Origin of the sequence: Pseudomonas sp. NFACC14 (assembly GCF_900106885.1) — a bacterium.
Classification (GTDB): domain Bacteria; phylum Pseudomonadota; class Gammaproteobacteria; order Pseudomonadales; family Pseudomonadaceae; genus Aquipseudomonas; species Aquipseudomonas fluorescens_AA.
The window spans coordinates 339,972-356,168 of the sequence record NZ_FNOA01000003.1; the positions used below are offsets into that span (position 1 = coordinate 339,972).

Below are 16,197 nucleotides of genomic sequence, written 5' to 3' on the forward strand. Positions count from 1 at the left end.
CAGCATTTGTGGTGACAGGTCCACCGCTATCGCGAGCAAGCTCGCTCCCACAAATGGATCCCTGGTGTTCACAAAGCTTGCGACCACCCAAGATCCCTGTGGGAGCGAGCTTGCTCGCGATGAAGACAACTCGGTCCGATTTGTTTGCATACATGGAGATTCACCAGCGAATGCCCTTATCATGCCGCCCATGATTAAAGATCCCTTTGCCCGACTGGGCCTGGACCGCGAGGTCCTGACTGTCAGCCAGCTCAACGGCCGTGCGCGGGTGTTGCTTGAAGACGTGTTCAGCAACATCTGGGTCGAGGGCGAAATCTCCAACCTTGCCCGTCCGGCCTCCGGCCATGTGTACTTCACCCTCAAGGACAGCGGTGCCCAAGTTCGTTGCGCGCTGTTCCGGCAGAACGCCGCGCGGGTGCGCCAGGCCTTGAAGGATGGGCTGGCGGTGAAAGTACGCGGCAAGGTTTCGCTGTTCGAAGGCCGGGGCGATTACCAGTTGATCCTCGACACCGTGGAGCCGGCCGGCGATGGCGCCCTGCGCCTGGCCTTCGATGCCCTGAAGGAAAAACTCAGCGCCGAGGGCCTGTTCAGCGCCGAACGCAAGGTGCCGTTGCCGGCCCACCCACAACGCATCGGCATCATCAGTTCGCCCACGGGCGCGGTGATCCGCGACATCATCAGCGTGTTCCGCCGCCGGGCGCCGCAGATCGCCCTGACCCTGATTCCCACCGCCGTGCAAGGTCGTGAAGCCACCGGGCAAATCGTCCGCGCCCTGAAACTGGCCGATGCCCGTGGCTTCGACGCACTGATCCTGGCCCGGGGCGGCGGTTCGCTGGAAGACTTATGGTGCTTCAACGAAGAAGCCGTGGCCCGGGCGGTGGATGCCTGCGTCACGCCAATCGTCAGCGCCGTCGGCCATGAAACCGACGTGTCCATCAGCGATTTCGTCGCCGACGTGCGCGCCCCGACCCCGTCCGCCGCCGCCGAACTGCTGGCACCGGATGCCGGCGACCTGGTGCGCCGGGTCGAAAGCCTGCATCGCCGGTTGGTGATGCGCATGCGCGACCGGCTGATGCGCGATCAACTGCGCCTCGAAGGCCTCACCCGGCGCCTGCGTCATCCCGGTGAACGCCTGCGCCAGCAAGCCCAGCGCCTCGACGACCTGGACATGCGCCTGCGCCGGGCCTTCGAGCGCAGCCTCAATACCCGCCGTGAACGCTTGATCCGCCTGGAAACCCGCCTGGCCGGGCAACATCCGGGCCGGCACCTGGCGTTGCTGCGCCAGCGCCTGGACAGCCTCGCCGAACGCCTGCCCCGAGCCATGCGCGAAGGCCTCAAGGCGCGCCGTGTGCAACTGCACAACCAGATGCAGACGCTGCACATCGTCAGCCCCCTGGCGACCCTTGGCCGCGGCTACAGCATCTTGCTCGACGAGCGTGGTCATGCGATCCGCAGCGCCGGGCAAACCCAGACCGGCCAGCGCCTGACCGCCAAGCTCGGCGAAGGCGAACTGCTGGTGCGGGTCGAAGACAATCACCTGACGCCAGTCACCCTTTCTTTACTGGACTGATTCATGCCGCGCTATCTCGCCCCACTGCTGTTGCTGTGCCTGACGTTCAATGCCCATGCCGACAGTTACATCACTCGCTTGTTGAACAAGCCGGTGCCTGGCGGCGTGGCCGTGGTGGACCTGGGCAGCGCGGCCCAGGCACCCAAAGCCACTTACCAGGGCAAGCCGGTGCTGGTGGTCAAGGAACAGCAGAACTGGCTGGCGATTGTCGGCATTCCCCTGACGGTGCAACCCGGCACCCAACAGATCAGCAGTGGCGGCGGCACCCAGCCGTTCGTGGTCGGCTATAAAAAGTACCCCGAGCAACACATCACCCTGGCGAATAAACGCCAGGTCAACCCGAACCCGGCGGACCTCAAGCGCATCGACGCCGAGCTGGCGGTACAACTGAAGGCCTATCGCAGCTTCAGTCCGAACATCCCCAGCAACCTGCTGCTGGACAAACCGGTCAACGGCCCGCTGTCGAGCAAGTTCGGCGTGCGCCGCTTCTTCAACGGCGAGGAGCGCAACCCCCATGCCGGCCTGGACTTCGCCGTGCCCGCCGGGACACCGATCAAGACCCCGGCCGCCGGCAAGGTAATCCTCACCGGCAATTACTTCTTCAATGGCAACACGGTGTTCGTCGACCATGGCCAGGGTTTCATCAGCATGTTCTGCCACATGTCGAAGATCGACGTGAAGGTCGGCCAGCAACTGGCCCGGGGCACCGTAGTGGGCAAGGTCGGCGCCACCGGCCGCGCGACCGGGCCGCATATGCACTGGAATATCAGCCTGAACGATGCGCGGGTGGATCCGGCGATTTTCATCGGGGCGTTCCAGCCCTGAGATGTGTGCTGAGGCGACTGGCCTCATCGCGAGCAAGCTCGCTCCCACAACGGGATTTGTTGTGAATACATCTCTCGCAACCCACAGAGATCCCCTGTGGGAGCGAGCTTGCTCGCGATGACGACAGCCGCATCGCCACCGCCCGTGAATTGCCAAGCTCAAAACATCGACGCAATTTCCAATATCGACATCTCGGATATGCGCGATTAAATCTCGCAAAACCGCTCAAAAACAGAAGTTCTCTCAATTTTTTCCGACTGCTTGCGATCCGCCGTTCACGCGGTTAGGGTTGGAGCATGAAAACCTCTCACACCCTCATCCAGCTTCGCCAGCACCGCAGCCTGTGCCTCGTCAGCGCACGACTGCCGGGCTGAATCGCGGCACCTCGTCCAGGCTTCAAGCCACCCCATTCGAACCACCGGCAGGCCGCCTTTTTCCGGCCACGACAATAAGGATTTCCCCATGAGCATGCTCAAAGACCCGTCTTCCAAATACCGTGCCTTCCCGACCATCAACCTGCCGGATCGCACCTGGCCATCGAAGACCATCACCGCCGCGCCGATCTGGTGCAGCTCCGACCTGCGCGACGGCAACCAGTCGCTGATCGAGCCGATGGACGCGGTCAAGAAGCTGCGTTTCTGGAAAACCCTGGTCGCGGTGGGCGTGAAGGAAATCGAGGCATCGTTCCCGGCCGCTTCCCAGACCGACTTCGACTTCGTCCGCACCCTCATCGAAGAAGGCCACATCCCGGACGACACCACCATTCAGGTGCTGACCCAGGCTCGTGAAGACTTGATCGCCCGTACGTTCGAATCCCTGCGCGGTGCGAAAAAAGCCATCGTCCACCTGTACAACGCCACCTGCCCGTCGTTCCGCCGCATCGTGTTCAACCAGGACAAGGAAGGCGTGAAGGAAATCGCGGTGAACGCAGCCAAGCTGTTCGTCAAATACGCCGCCCAGCAGCCGGAAACCCAATGGCAGTTCGAATACTCGCCAGAAACCTTCAGTGCCACTGAGCTGGAGTTCGCCAAGGAAGTCTGCGACGCGGTGATCGAAGTCTGGAACCCGACGCCCGAGCGCAAGGTGATCCTCAACCTGCCCGCTACCGTGGAAGTCGCCACCCCGAACATCTACGCCGACCAGATCGAGTGGTTCCACCGCAACATCACCCGGCGTGACAGCGTGCTCATCAGCCTGCACACCCACAACGACCGTGGCACCGGCGTGGCCGCCACCGAGCTGGGCCTGATGGCCGGCGCCGACCGTGTCGAAGGCTGCCTGTTCGGCAACGGCGAACGCACCGGTAACGTCGACCTGGTGACCGTGGCGCTGAACCTCTACACCCAGGGCATCAACCCGGAGCTGGACTTCTCCGACATCGACGGCGTGCGCAAAGTGGTCGAGGAATGCAACCAGATCCCGGTGCACCCGCGTCATCCGTACGTCGGCGACCTGGTCCACACCGCGTTCTCCGGCTCGCACCAGGACGCCATCCGCAAGGGCTTCGCCCAGCAGAAACCGGATACCCTGTGGGAAGTGCCGTACCTGCCGATCGACCCGGCCGACATCGGCCGCAGCTACGAGGCGGTGATTCGCGTCAACAGCCAGTCGGGCAAAGGCGGTATCGCCTACCTGCTGGAACAGGAATACGGCATCAGCCTGCCGCGTCGCATGCAGATCGAGTTCAGCCAGGTGGTACAGCGCGAAACCGATCGCCTGGGCCTGGAAATGACCGCCCAGCAGATCCACGGCCTGCTGCAGCGTGAATACCTGCAAGCCAACACCCCGTACGCGCTGGTCAGCCATCGCCTGCAGGAAGAGAACGGCAACAGCGCCGTAGAGGTGGAAGTGGCGAGCAAGGGCCAGGGCGAGACCAACCTGCACTGGCGCGGCAAGGGCAACGGCGCCCTGGAAGCGCTGGTGGCCGGCCTGCCGATTCCGGTGGAGATCATGGACTACAACGAACACGCCATCGGCGCCGGCACCAATGCCAAGGCGGCGGCCTACATTGAACTGCGCGTCAACGGCGAGCGTGCGGTGCATGGCGTGGGTATCGATGAGAACATCACCACGGCGAGCTTCAAGGCGCTGTTCAGCGCGCTGAACCGCTCGCTGAGCCAGCCGGAAGCCAAGGCGGCCTGATTCCTGGGCTGAAATGCAAAAAGGCCCCGGGGTTGAACCCTGGGGCCTTTTTGTTTGGCCGATGATTGAGTGCTGGCTGTACAGGCCTCATCGCGAGCAAGCTCGCTCCCACAGTGGATTTATGGTAGCCACAGATCCACTGTGGGAGCGAGCTTGCTCGCGATGACCGACTGTCAGACAACCAAAGTCAGGCATGGGTATCGACAGAAACGGTCATAGCCTGCAACAGCGACGCCCGCAAGGTTTGCAGCATCGCCTGGGTCCCCATGATCTGGGTCTGGATAGCCATGGCTTGCTGGAGCTTCTGCTCTTCATTGGCCTGGCTCTTCTGCACGCGGGCCAGTTGGGCTTGCTGCTGGGCCAGCAGTTTTTCGGCCTGCTCGATCTGCTTTTTCAGCTGTTCGATAATGTCCCCAGCGCCGCTGGCGGGAGCGCCGGCGACATTCGCGCCGCGGGTATCGACCTGCAGTGTCTTGTCTTTGTCGTCGGCGTCAGTCGATGCCACTGGACTGACCGCTTTCTCTTCTTCAGCCCCGCGGATGGAAACTTTAGGGGCTGACAATGGATAAGGGTTTACGGTGGTTGCGCTGATACTGGTCATAGGGACTTCTCCTTGGCTGACCGGTTATCGGCACGCAACAACGTTCCTTGAGGCTGAATCGTTTCAATTCGTGAATTCGAAGCGATCGGCATCCAGGTTCGCCGGAAACCGCGTGCGATACGCCGCCAGGTCCGCCGCATTCAAACACACGGTGAACACGCCATCCGCGTCGCCGGCGCTGAGCAAGGTTTCACCCTGGAAATCCAGCACCTGGCTGTCACCGGTGTAGGCGAAGCCCTTGCCGTCGGTGCCGATGCGGTTGACCGCCGCCACGTAGCACAGGTTCTCGATCGCCCGGGCCGGCAGCAGCCGATTCCAGTGCATACGCCGCGCTCCGGGCCAGTTGGCGGTGTACAGCAGCAGGTCGGTGTCCTCGGCATCGCGGCTCCACACCGGAAAGCGCAGGTCGTAGCAAATCAACGGGCGAATCCGCCAGCCCTTGAGCTCGAACAGTACCTGTCGCTCACCCGGCGTGTAGTGGTTGTGCTCGCCGGCCATGCGAAACAGATGGCGCTTGTCGTAATGCAGCACTTCACCGTCCGGTCGCGCCCACAGCAGGCGATTGCGATGGCTGCCGTCGCCGGCCTGGACGATCACGCTCCCGGTGATGACAGCATCCAGTTTCGTCGCCTGGTTTTTGAGCCAACGGCTGGTGGGGCCGTTTTCCGGCTCCGCCAGGGTCTCGGACTCCATGGAAAAACCCGTGGTGAACATTTCCGGAAGGATGATCAGGTCCGCCCCGCGCGCCTGCTCGAGCAGCGCTTCGAAATGTTCCAGGTTGGCCTCGCGGTCGTGCCAGGCCAGGGTGGTCTGGACCAAGGCAATGTCGAGGTCCGGCAACGCACTCAAATCACGCATAGTTTTTCCGCCGCTTCGCGCAGCGTCTCCTCGCGTTTGGCAAAGCACAGGCGCACCAGGCGCTGGCCTTGGGGTGGGTCCTGGTAGAACACCGAGATCGGAATCGTCGCCACGCCATGCTCGCGGGTCATCCACACCGCCATGTCGACGTCATTGAGGTCCGGGCGAATCCGCGAATAATCCACCAACTGGAAATAAGTGCCGGTCACGCGCTTGAAGCTGAACCGTGACGGGGCCAGCAGATCGCAGAACAGGTCGCGCTTGGCCTGGTAGAAGTCCGGCAGTTCGTCGACGTGTTCCGGATGTTCGGCCATGTAGTCGGCCAGGGCGTACTGCAACGGCGTCACGCCGCAGAAACTGACGTACTGATGCACCTTGCGCAGCTCTGCCGTCAGGGCCGCTGGCGCCACCACGTAGCCGGTTTTCCAGCCGGTGACGTGGTAGGTCTTGCCGAACGAACTGACCACGAAGGCGCGGCGGTACAGTTCTTCGTGGGCCAGGACACTGGCATGGGCGACGCCGTCGAACACCAGGTGTTCGTAGACCTCATCGCTGACCAGGTAGATGTCACGGCCGCGAATCAGTGTCGCCAATTGATCGAGTTCGGCACGGCTGATCAGGGCGCCGCTGGGGTTGTGCGGCGAGTTGAGGATGATCATGCGCGTGCGCGGGCTCAGGGCTTCGCCGAGCTTCTCGAAGTCGATGGCGAAGTCATCCAGGCCCAATGGCACGTGCACGCAGCGCCCACCGGCCAAGAGAACGGAAGGCTCGTAGCTGTCATAGCTCGGATCGAAAACGATCACTTCGTCACCGCTGTGGACCACCGCCGCGATGGCACAGAAAATCGCCTGGGTCGCGCCAGGGGTCACGGTGACCTCTTGATCGGCATCGACGTTGGCGCCGTAGCTGCGGGCGATCTTCGCCGCGATCTGCTGGCGCAGCGCCGGCAGGCCGGTCATCGGCGAGTACTGGTTATGGCCTTGAGCAATGTGCCGGCCAACCGCATCGCGCAGGGCCTGCGGGCCATCGAAATCGGGAAAGCCCTGGGACAGGTTCAGCGCGCCCGTCTGCGCGGCGAGCTGGGACATCTGGGTGAAAATCGTGATGCCGACGTTCGGCAACTTGCTGGTGATCATGGAGGGTCCCTGCTCTGCACCCGGCTCTGGTGCGGCGCGGGAGAGCTCGAGGATAGCCCAATCGCCAGGCATGAAAAAGGGTGCCACAAAGGGCACCCTTCTCACACTGACACAACTCATACCCTGTGGGAGCGAGCTTGCTCGCGATGGCGGTGGATCAGCCTGCATCCCTGTTGATGTACTGCCGCTATCGCGAGCAAGCTCGCTCCCACAGTGGATCTGCGGTGACTATCGATCAACGCTTGTCGCGGCGCTTCTTGTCGGCCTTCTTGTGGTGCGACATCAAGCGGCGCTTCTTGTTGACCTGGCGGTCGGTGAGCGTGTTCTTGTTGCCTTCGTACGGGTTCTCGCCGCCCTTGAACTCGATGCGGATCGGCGTGCCGACCAGCTTCAGAACGCGACGGTAGGTGTTTTCCAGGTAACGGACGTACGACTTGGGCACCTTCTCGATCTGGTTACCGTGGATCACGATAATCGGCGGGTTGGCACCGCCCAAGTGGGCGTAGCGCAGCTTGATCCGACGGTTGTTGACCATCGGTGGCGCGTGCTCGCCTACCGCATCTTCGAGGATCTGGGTCAGGCGGTTGGTCGGCCAGCGGGTGACCGCCGACTTGAACGAGTTCTGCACCGAAGCGTAGAGGTTGCCCACGCCCGTGCCGTGCAGGGCCGAGATGAAGTGGATGTCGGCGAAGTCGACGAAGAACAGCCGGCGCTGCAACTCCACCTTGACGAAATCCCGCTCGCTCGGCGTCATGCCGTCCCACTTGTTGATCGCAATAACCAGCGCACGCCCGGCTTCCAGGGCGAAGCCCAGCAGGTTCAGGTCGTGATCGACCACACCTTCGCGGGCGTCCATCACGAAGATCACCACGTTGGCGTCTTTGATCGCCTGCAAGGTCTTGACAACGGAGAACTTTTCAACTTCTTCGTGGATCTTGCCGCGCTTGCGCACACCGGCGGTGTCGATCAGCGTGTACTTCTCTTCGTTACGCTCGAAGGGAATGTAGATGCTGTCACGGGTGGTGCCAGGCTGGTCGTAGACGATGACCCGGTCTTCACCGAGCATGCGGTTGACCAGCGTCGACTTGCCCACGTTGGGGCGGCCGATGATCGCGATCTTGATCCCGTCTTTTTCGCTCGGGCCCGGAATGCGCTTGGCTTCCTCGCCCTCGGCAACGACCTCTTCCTCGCCCTCTTCCGGCTCTTCCGCGTCGTCCTTGGGGAAACTCTCCAGGGCGATTTCCAGCATCTGGGTGATGCCACGACCGTGGGCGCCGGCGATCGGGATCGCCTGGCCCATGCCCAACGGTGCGAACTCGGCGCGGGCCATGTCCGGGTCGATGTTGTCGACCTTGTTGGCGACCACGTAGGAACGCTTGTTACGCTTGCGCAAATGCTCGGCGATCATCTGGTCGGCGGCGGTAAAGCCCGCCTTGGCGTCTACCAGGAACAGCACCACATCGGCTTCTTCAATGGCGAGCAGCGACTGCTCGGCCATTTTTTCGTCCATGCCATGTTCATCACCGGAGATGCCGCCGGTGTCGACCAGAATATAGGTACGCCCTTGCCACTTGGCCTCACCGTATTGGCGATCACGGGTCAGACCGGACAAGTCGCCGACAATGGCGTCGCGAGTCCTGGTCAGGCGGTTGAACAAGGTGGACTTGCCGACGTTCGGTCGGCCCACCAGGGCGATTACGGGAACCATGCGGCTCTCCACTTCGTTATTTCAGAAAATACAAAAGCCGCTGCGAGGCAGCGGCTGGTGCTCGGGGCAGTCTGTGCAAGCCCTGCAAACCTTGAGAACAAGGCCGCTTGGGGGGATTAGCCCCAAGCATAGTCTTACTTGATGGTCAGGGCTTCCAGTTTGCCGCTGTTGCCATACACATAGATCATGTTGCCCACCACCAGCGGACGGGCACGCAGGCCGTCGCTGTCGATGCGCTCACGGCCGACGAAACGACCGTCCACCTGGCTGAGCAGGTGCAGGTAACCTTCCAGGTCACCCACTGCGACGTAGCTGGAGAACACTTCCGGGGCCGACAGTTGGCGACGGGCCAGGGAGTCGTTGCTCCACAAGGCGGTGGTGGAACGCTCGTCAACGCCTTCGACGGTGCCCGAGGACAGGCTCACGTAGACGCTGCCAAAGCCTTGGGCGACACCGGCGTAGCTGGACGCATCGCGCTGCCACAACGGACGGCCGCTTTCCAGGTCCAGTGCCGCCACGCGGCCCTGGTAGCTGGCGACGTACAACGTACCGCCGGACAACAGCAAGCCGCCGTCGATGTCGACCACGCGCTCCAGTTCCGAACGACCTTGTGGGATCGCCACGCGCTGTTCCCAGACCGGCACGCCGTTGGAAATATCCAGGGCTACCACTTTACCGGTCGACAAACCAGCCACCGCGAGGCGGTTGGTGACGACAGGCGCGCTGGTGCCACGCAGGGTCAGCACCGCCGGGGTACTGTCGTACACCCAGCGCTGGTTACCGGTGGCGGCATCCAGGCCGATCAGACGGTCGTCCTGGGTCTGAACCACCACGACGTCACCGTTGGTGGCCGGCGGTGCGAGCACTTCACTGGTCACCCGGGCGCGCCATTTCTCTTCACCGCTGCTCGCGTCAAGGGCGACGATCTCGCCCTTGAGCGTGCCGATCATGACCAGGCCGTAACCCACGCCAACGGCGCCGGAAACGGGCAGTTCAAGATCTTTCTTCCATTTGACGTCGCCGTTGCTGCGATCCATCGCCATGACCACGCCCGTGACGTCGCCGGCATAGATGGTGTCGCCATCGATGGCCGGCACCAGCATGTTGTAGGTTTCACCCTGGCCATCGCCGATGGAACGGCTCCACTGCTTCTGCAGCACGACTTCTTCTTTGAAGTCGGTCAGTTCGGCTGGCGGCAGTTCTTTCTTGCTGTTGCTGCTGCAACCCGCGGCCAGAATGGCCAGGGCCAGCAATGCTGCATGTTTCCAACGGATCACGTCACGCATCCCCTTTGGCCAGGTCGTCCAGCTTGATTTGCAGGCCACCGACTGCGGCTTCATCCGACAGCGCAGCCTTGGCTTTTTGGTAGGCCGCATAGGCCTCATCGGCACGACCCAGCTGTACCAGCAGGTCGCCCTTGAGCTCTTCGCGGGTCGCCAGGAACGCCTTGTCGGCATCGCCGTCGAGCAGTTTCAAGGCGTCTTCGGCCTTGTTCTGTGCCGCCAGTACCTGCGCCAGGCGCTGACGCGCCACTTCGCCCAGGGTCGGGTTGGCCGGTTTGTCGACGATACCTTTGAGCTCGGTGGCCGCGTCGTCCAACTTGCCGCTGTCCACCGCCACCTTGGCCACGAACAGGCGACCGTACTGCGCGTAGGCAGTGCCGCCGAATTCCTTGTCCAGCTTGCCGGCCAGGTCCGCCACGCGGGCCGCGTCAGGCTTGCCGTCCGGGGTCAGGGTGGTTTCCAGCAATTGCTGGTAGAGCACCGAGGCGCCTTGCGACTGGTTGCTCTGGTATTTCTGGTAGGCCTGCCAGCCGAACACGATGACCAGCGCCAACAGGCCGCCAGTGACCAGCGGCTTGCCGTTGCGCGTCCACCAGTCCTTCAAATCCGCCAGCTGTTCATCTTCGGTACTCGACACCCCAATACTCCTTAATCGCTAAATCGGCTGTTTGACAGCTTCAACCCTGCACGACGCAGGTGGCCAGGTGTGCAGCAAGCGCATCCCAGGCAATGCTTTGTTGTTCGCCCTGGCCACGCAGGGGTTTGAAACCTACCACTTGTTGGGCCAGTTCGTCGTCACCGAGGATCAGTGCGTACAGCGCACCGCTCTTGTCGGCCTTCTTGAATTGGCTCTTGAAGCTGCCGGCGCCGGCGTTGATCTGCAAGCGCAGGTTGGGCAACTGGTCGCGGATCCGCTCGCTCAGCGACAAGGCGGCCAGTTCGGCGGCCTCGCCAAAGGCGCACAGGTAGACGTCGACCTGGCGGGACAGTTCTTCGGGTACCTTGTCCAAGGCTTCCAGCATCAGCACCAGGCGCTCGATGCCCATGGCAAAGCCCACGCCCGGGGTCGGCTTGCCACCCATCTGCTCCACCAGCCCGTCGTAGCGGCCGCCGGCACAGACGGTGCCTTGGGCGCCGAGTTTGTCGGTGACCCACTCGAAGACCGTCTTGCTGTAGTAGTCCAGGCCGCGAACCAGCTTGGGGTTGATCACGTAGGGAATGCCCACGGCGTCCAGGCGCGCCTTCAGCCCTTCGAAGTGCGCACGGGATTCGTCGTCGAGGTAGTCGGCCATTTTCGGCGCGTCGACCAGGACCGCCTGGGTGTCGGCATTCTTGGTGTCGAGCACACGCAGTGGATTGGTCTTCAGACGGCGCTGGCTGTCTTCGTCGAGCTTGTCCAGGTGCGCGGAAAGAAACGCCACCAACGCTTCACGGTAGCGGCCACGGGACTCACTGGTGCCCAGGCTGTTGAGCTCGAGCTTGACCGCATCACGCAGCCCCAGCTCGCCCCACAGGCGCCAGGTCATGACGATCAGCTCGGCGTCGATGTCCGGGCCCTCGAGGTTGAACACTTCCAGGCCAATCTGGTGGAACTGGCGATAACGACCTTTCTGCGGGCGCTCGTGACGGAACATCGGGCCGATGTACCAGAGCTTCTGCACCTGGCCGCCGCCGGTGATGCCGTGTTCGAGCACCGCACGCACACAGGCCGCCGTGCCTTCGGGGCGCAGGGTCAGGGAATCGCCGTTGCGGTCGTCGAAGGTGTACATCTCTTTTTCGACGATGTCGGTCACTTCACCGATAGAGCGCTTGAACAGCTCGGTGAACTCGACGATTGGCATGCGGATCTGCCGGTAACCGTAGTTATCCAGCAGGCGCGCCACAGTGCCCTCGAAATAACGCCACAGGGGCGTCTGCTCGGGCAGGATGTCGTTCATGCCACGAATGGCTTGCAGGGACTTGCTCACAGGTAATCCTTAAATTCGTTCGACTCAACCACGCGCAATCACTGCGGCGTCGGCTTCGACCTTTTCGGCCGCTTTCTGGCGAATCAGCCGTTCCAGCTCATCCACCAGATTGTCATTCGTCAGTTTCTGCGACGGCTTGCCGTCGATGTAAATCAGGTTCGGTGTACCGCCAGTCAGGCCGATATGGGCCTCCTTGGCTTCGCCCGGGCCGTTGACCACGCAACCGATCACCGCGACATCCAGCGGCACCAGCAGGTCTTCGAGGCGCCCTTCCAGTTCGTTCATGGTCTTGACCACATCGAAGTTCTGCCGCGAGCAGCTCGGGCAGGCGATGAAGTTGATGCCACGGGAACGCAGGTGCAGGGACTTGAGAATGTCGTAGCCGACTTTCACTTCCTCGACCGGGTCAGCCGCCAACGAGATGCGGATGGTATCGCCAATCCCTTCGGCGAGCAGCATACCGAGGCCGACGGCGGATTTCACCGTGCCCGAACGCAACCCACCGGCTTCGGTGATGCCCAGGTGCAGCGGCTGGACGATTTCCTTGGCCAGCAGGCGGTAGGCTTCGACGGCCATGAACACGTCGGACGCCTTCACGCTAACCTTGAAGTCCTGGAAGTTCAGGCGCTCCAGGTGCTCGACGTGGCGCAGGGCGGATTCCACCAGCGCAGCCGGGGTCGGTTCGCCGTATTTCTTTTGCAGGTCTTTTTCCAGGGAACCGGCGTTGACGCCGATGCGGATCGGAATGCCCCGGTCGCGGGCGGCATCCACCACGGCGCGAACCCGGTCTTCGCGACCGATGTTGCCCGGGTTGATGCGCAGGCAATCGACACCCAGCTCGGCCACGCGCAGGGCGATGCGGTAGTCGAAGTGAATGTCGGCGACCAAGGGCACCTTGACCAGTTGCTTGATCTTGCCGAACGCCTCGGCGGCGTCCATGTCCGGCACCGATACCCGCACGATGTCGACACCGGCGGCTTCCAGGCGGTTGATCTGCGCGACCGTGGCGGCCACGTCATTGGTGTCGCTGTTGGTCATGCTCTGCACAGCGATAGGCGCATCGCCGCCCACGGGCACGTTACCGACCCAGATCTTTCGGGATTCGCGACGCTTGATTGGAGATTCGCCGTGCATGACTTATTGACCCAACTTCAGGCGAGCGGTCTCGCCACTGGTGAACGGAGCGATGTCGACCGGCTGGCCGTTGTAGCTGACCTGCGCGCCACGGGCATAACCCAGGCGTACGGCAAACGGCGGTTTGCCGTTGACGGCGGTGCTGTCGCCCTTGCGCTTGAGGCCGCTGAACAGCACCTTGCCGTTGCCGTCGGTGATCTGCGTCCAGCAGTCGGCGACAAACTGGATCTGCACCTGGCCTTCACCCGCGACTGGCGCCGGGGTCGGGGCCGCTGGAACTGCCGGAGCGACTGGAGCGGTAGGCGCGGCGTGGGTCGCAGGCGCGGTCGGTGCTGGCGTGCCCGGCGCGGCCGGTGCCGTGGCAATCGGTGCGCTGCCGGTGTTCGGGGCAGCCGGTGCCGTCGGTGCCGGGGCTGGAACAGCCGGCTCGGCACCGGCCTGGGCATCGGCGTCGTCCTGGCTTTGTGGCAACGCCAGGGTGGTTTCGCCTTCGGCCTGGCCTTCGACGACAGCCTGGTCTTCCGGCTCGTCCAGCGGATGGATCTGGGTGGTGCCGTCAGCGCCCTCGACCTCGACGTGCTCGGGGTTCATGGCGACGGGCTCCTTGTTGCGCAGGGACGCCTGGTCCTGCCACCAGACAAAACCGCCACCGATCACCGCGATCAGCAGCAACAGGCTGACGATTCGCAAAATGGTGTGGGAAACACGAACCGGCTCCTCGATGCGCCCCAGGCTGTGCACGTTGCTGCCCTGGGCATCGGAGCCGGTGTATTGATCGAATTGCTGGACCAGCACGGTCTGGTCCATGCCGAGCAACTTGGCATAGGCGCGGATGTAGCCCCGGGCGAAGGTGTGCCCGGGCAGCTTGTCGAACGCGCCCGCTTCCAGATTGCCGAGGGAAGCCACGGTAAGATTGAGCTTGAGGGCCACTTCGGCCAGCGACCAACCATTGCTTTCGCGGGCTTGACGCAGGGTCTCACCGGGATTTACGCGAGTCGCTGCTACAACTTCGGGATGCGCCGCTTTCATCATTGCTCCGACAGGTATTGCTGATATTCCGGCGTACCGGGATAGAGTCTTTTGAGTTGCAAGCCGTAACTCGCAGCTTTGTCGCGATCTTCAAACACATGTGCCAGCCGAACGCCGAGCAATAGACTACGTGCATTTTGCTCGCTCAGCAGGCTAAAACGCTCGTAGTAGTCACGGGCGGGCACATAATGCCTGTCTTCGTAAGACAACTCAGCCATTTCCAGCAGCGCCCGCGGTTGCTGGCGGTTGAGCCGCAGCGCCTTTTCGAGTTGCTGGCGGGCCAGGTCACGCTGGCCCAACTGCGCGGCCGTCATGCCGAGGTTCTCGAACACCCGCGAACGCTCGGGGTAAAGGGTATCGGCGGCAGCCTGCTCGAAGCGCTCGTAGGCTTCCTTGTAGCGTTTCTGCTCGAAAAGAAAGCTGCCGTAGTTGTTCAGGATCCGTGCATCCTGGGGCCGGCCGGACAGCGCCTTGCGAAAATGCTGGTCGGCCAGTTCCGACTCCATCTCGGCCTGGAACACCAGGGCCAGGGCCGCGTTGGCATCCGGGTCGGAATCGTCCAGCTCCAGGGCCTTCTTGAGCGGCACCTTGGCCCGTTCGGTCATGCCCTGCTGCAGGTAGCCGATGCCCAGTTGCACATAGGCCACACGTGCCTCGTCACGCCCTTTGCTGGTCTTCATCGGGTTGTAGTCACCCGACAGGACACAACCGGAACACAGGCCGGCCAACAGCAAAACGAGCGCGAAGCGCAGGGACATAGAGTTCCTCTCTTAGTGACTGTTCGCAGCGTTTTGCACCGCATCGTCCGCGGCGTTCAACTCACGCACGGCAATGTAGCGTTCGCTGCGACGGGTGCGATCCAGCACCTGTCCTACCAATTGGCCACAGGCGGCGTCGATGTCTTCGCCGCGGGTGGTGCGCACGGTGACGTTGAAGCCAGCGTGGTGAAGCTGATCCTGGAAGCGACGAATCGCATTGTTGCTCGGACGCTCGTAACCGGAATGCGGGAACGGGTTGAACGGGATCAGGTTGATCTTGCACGGGATGTTCTTGAGCAGCTCGATCATCTCGACCGCATGCTCGACCTTGTCGTTCACGTCCTTGAGCAGCGTGTACTCGATGGTCAGCACACGTTTTTCGCCCAGGGACGACATGTAGCGCTGGCACGACTCGAGCAGCATCTTAAGCGGATATTTCTTGTTGATCGGCACCAATTGGTTACGCAATGCGTCATTGGGTGCGTGCAACGACAACGCCAGGGAGACGTCGATGTGCTTGGCCAGCTCATCGATCATCGGCACCACGCCGGAGGTGGACAGGGTCACGCGGCGCTTGGAGATGCCGTAGCCCAGGTCGTCCATCATCAGGTGCATGGCGGCAACGACGTTGTCGAAGTTCAGCAGCGGCTCACCCATGCCCATCATCACCACGTTGGTGATGGCACGGTCGACGGTCGCCGGGACGCTGCCAAAGGATTTGTTGGCAATCCACACCTGGCCGATCACTTCGGCGGCGGTGAGGTTGCTATTGAAGCCTTGCTTGCCGGTGGAGCAGAAACTGCAATCCAGGGCACAGCCTGCCTGGGACGAAACGCACAAGGTACCGCGCTTGCCCTGGGGAATGTAGACGGTCTCGACGCAGCTGCCGGACGCCACGCGCACCACCCACTTGCGGGTGCCGTCGCTGGAAATGTCCTGGCTGACCACTTCGGGGCCGCGAATCTCGGCAACAGCCTTGAGCTTTTCACGCAGGGCCTTGCCGACATTCGTCATGGCGTCGAAGTCGTCGACGCCAAAGTGGTGAATCCATTTCATCACCTGGCCGGCACGGAAACGCTTCTCCCCGATCGAGTCGAAGAATTTCTCCATTTCCGGCTGGGTCAGGCCCAACAGGTTGGTTTTGCCGTTCGATGTAGTCATGGATTCACCTTCACTCAAAAGCCTG

At 62.5% G+C, this 16,197-nt stretch carries 14 protein-coding genes; 3 read left to right on the plus strand and 11 right to left on the minus strand.

What is annotated here, in order from left to right; all coding sequences use genetic code 11:
- Nucleotides 1-190 precede the first annotated feature (190 nt).
- The 3 genes from xseA to leuA all read left to right on the plus strand — a co-directional run bounded on the left by xseA (nt 191) and on the right by leuA (nt 4,537).
- Nucleotides 191-1,570, plus strand: coding sequence for an exodeoxyribonuclease VII large subunit (gene xseA, locus BLU85_RS08205; RefSeq protein WP_092202346.1), 1,380 nt, complete (start codon nt 191-193; stop codon nt 1,568-1,570).
- Between the two features lie 3 nt (nt 1,571-1,573).
- On the plus strand, nt 1,574-2,395 hold the full coding sequence (locus BLU85_RS08210) for a peptidoglycan DD-metalloendopeptidase family protein (RefSeq protein ID WP_092202348.1): 822 nt from the start codon (nt 1,574-1,576) through the stop codon (nt 2,393-2,395).
- A gap of 462 nt (nt 2,396-2,857) precedes the next feature.
- Nucleotides 2,858-4,537 carry a 2-isopropylmalate synthase gene (gene leuA / locus BLU85_RS08220; protein WP_060739084.1) on the plus strand — a complete coding sequence of 560 codons (1,680 nt, stop codon included), beginning with the start codon at nt 2,858-2,860 and terminating at the stop codon, nt 4,535-4,537.
- A gap of 187 nt (nt 4,538-4,724) precedes the next feature.
- On the opposite strand, the gene BLU85_RS08225 is transcribed toward leuA, so the two are convergent.
- The 11 genes from BLU85_RS08225 to rlmN form a co-directional block, all read right to left on the minus strand.
- The gene (locus tag BLU85_RS08225) at nt 4,725-5,138 is read right to left on the minus strand and encodes a hypothetical protein (RefSeq protein WP_092202350.1); all 414 of its coding nucleotides are present in this window, start codon (nt 5,136-5,138) and stop codon (nt 4,725-4,727) included.
- A gap of 63 nt (nt 5,139-5,201) precedes the next feature.
- On the minus strand, nt 5,202-5,996 hold the full coding sequence (locus BLU85_RS08230) for an amidohydrolase (protein ID WP_092202352.1): 795 nt from the start codon (nt 5,994-5,996) through the stop codon (nt 5,202-5,204).
- Nucleotides 5,984-7,132: a pyridoxal phosphate-dependent aminotransferase gene (locus BLU85_RS08235; protein ID WP_092202354.1), complete on the minus strand. Its 1,149-nt coding sequence runs from the start codon at nt 7,130-7,132 to the stop codon at nt 5,984-5,986. Before BLU85_RS08235 ends, BLU85_RS08230 begins: the two co-directional genes overlap by 13 nt.
- A gap of 235 nt (nt 7,133-7,367) precedes the next feature.
- Nucleotides 7,368-8,840, minus strand: a complete 1,473-nt coding sequence (gene der, locus BLU85_RS08240) for a ribosome biogenesis GTPase Der (RefSeq protein ID WP_039592110.1) — start codon at nt 8,838-8,840, stop codon at nt 7,368-7,370.
- 134 nt (nt 8,841-8,974) lie between these two features.
- Nucleotides 8,975-10,126, minus strand: coding sequence for an outer membrane protein assembly factor BamB (bamB, locus tag BLU85_RS08245; RefSeq protein ID WP_092202356.1), 1,152 nt, complete (start codon nt 10,124-10,126; stop codon nt 8,975-8,977).
- A complete protein-coding gene (locus tag BLU85_RS08250; protein ID WP_014336699.1) occupies nt 10,119-10,760 on the minus strand; it encodes a YfgM family protein in 642 nt (213 codons plus the stop codon). Before BLU85_RS08250 ends, bamB begins: the two co-directional genes overlap by 8 nt.
- A 40-nt stretch (nt 10,761-10,800) precedes the next feature.
- A complete protein-coding gene (gene hisS / locus BLU85_RS08255; protein ID WP_092202358.1) occupies nt 10,801-12,090 on the minus strand; it encodes a histidine--tRNA ligase in 1,290 nt (429 codons plus the stop codon).
- A gap of 24 nt (nt 12,091-12,114) precedes the next feature.
- Nucleotides 12,115-13,224, minus strand: coding sequence for a flavodoxin-dependent (E)-4-hydroxy-3-methylbut-2-enyl-diphosphate synthase (gene ispG / locus BLU85_RS08260; RefSeq protein ID WP_003185136.1), 1,110 nt, complete (start codon nt 13,222-13,224; stop codon nt 12,115-12,117).
- Between the two features lie 3 nt (nt 13,225-13,227).
- A complete protein-coding gene (locus tag BLU85_RS08265; protein ID WP_092202360.1) occupies nt 13,228-14,253 on the minus strand; it encodes a RodZ domain-containing protein in 1,026 nt (341 codons plus the stop codon).
- The gene (gene pilW, locus BLU85_RS08270) at nt 14,253-15,011 is read right to left on the minus strand and encodes a type IV pilus biogenesis/stability protein PilW (protein WP_072408090.1); all 759 of its coding nucleotides are present in this window, start codon (nt 15,009-15,011) and stop codon (nt 14,253-14,255) included. Before pilW ends, BLU85_RS08265 begins: the two co-directional genes overlap by 1 nt.
- A gap of 12 nt (nt 15,012-15,023) precedes the next feature.
- A complete protein-coding gene (rlmN, locus tag BLU85_RS08275) occupies nt 15,024-16,172 on the minus strand; it encodes a dual-specificity RNA methyltransferase RlmN (protein WP_092202362.1) in 1,149 nt (382 codons plus the stop codon).
- Nucleotides 16,173-16,197: the final 25 nt, after the last annotated feature.

Bases quoted from the DNA above. Each gene is read 5' to 3' on its own strand.
- BLU85_RS08235 (WP_092202354.1), bottom strand. From the start codon at position 7,132: ATGATCACCAGCAAGTTGCCGAACGTCGGCATCACGATTTTCACCCAG.
- der (WP_039592110.1), bottom strand. From the start codon at position 8,840: ATGGTTCCCGTAATCGCCCTGGTGGGCCGACCGAACGTCGGCAAGTCC.
- rlmN (WP_092202362.1), bottom strand. From the start codon at position 16,172: ATGACTACATCGAACGGCAAAACCAACCTGTTGGGCCTGACCCAGCCG.
- BLU85_RS08230 (WP_092202352.1), bottom strand. From the start codon at position 5,996: ATGCGTGATTTGAGTGCGTTGCCGGACCTCGACATTGCCTTGGTCCAG.
- BLU85_RS08210 (WP_092202348.1), top strand. From the start codon at position 1,574: ATGCCGCGCTATCTCGCCCCACTGCTGTTGCTGTGCCTGACGTTCAAT.
- BLU85_RS08225 (WP_092202350.1), bottom strand. From the start codon at position 5,138: ATGACCAGTATCAGCGCAACCACCGTAAACCCTTATCCATTGTCAGCC.
- pilW (WP_072408090.1), bottom strand. From the start codon at position 15,011: ATGTCCCTGCGCTTCGCGCTCGTTTTGCTGTTGGCCGGCCTGTGTTCC.
- leuA (WP_060739084.1), top strand. From the start codon at position 2,858: ATGAGCATGCTCAAAGACCCGTCTTCCAAATACCGTGCCTTCCCGACC.
- BLU85_RS08265 (WP_092202360.1), bottom strand. From the start codon at position 14,253: ATGAAAGCGGCGCATCCCGAAGTTGTAGCAGCGACTCGCGTAAATCCC.
- ispG (WP_003185136.1), bottom strand. From the start codon at position 13,224: ATGCACGGCGAATCTCCAATCAAGCGTCGCGAATCCCGAAAGATCTGG.
- bamB (WP_092202356.1), bottom strand. From the start codon at position 10,126: ATGCGTGACGTGATCCGTTGGAAACATGCAGCATTGCTGGCCCTGGCC.
- xseA (WP_092202346.1), top strand. From the start codon at position 191: ATGATTAAAGATCCCTTTGCCCGACTGGGCCTGGACCGCGAGGTCCTG.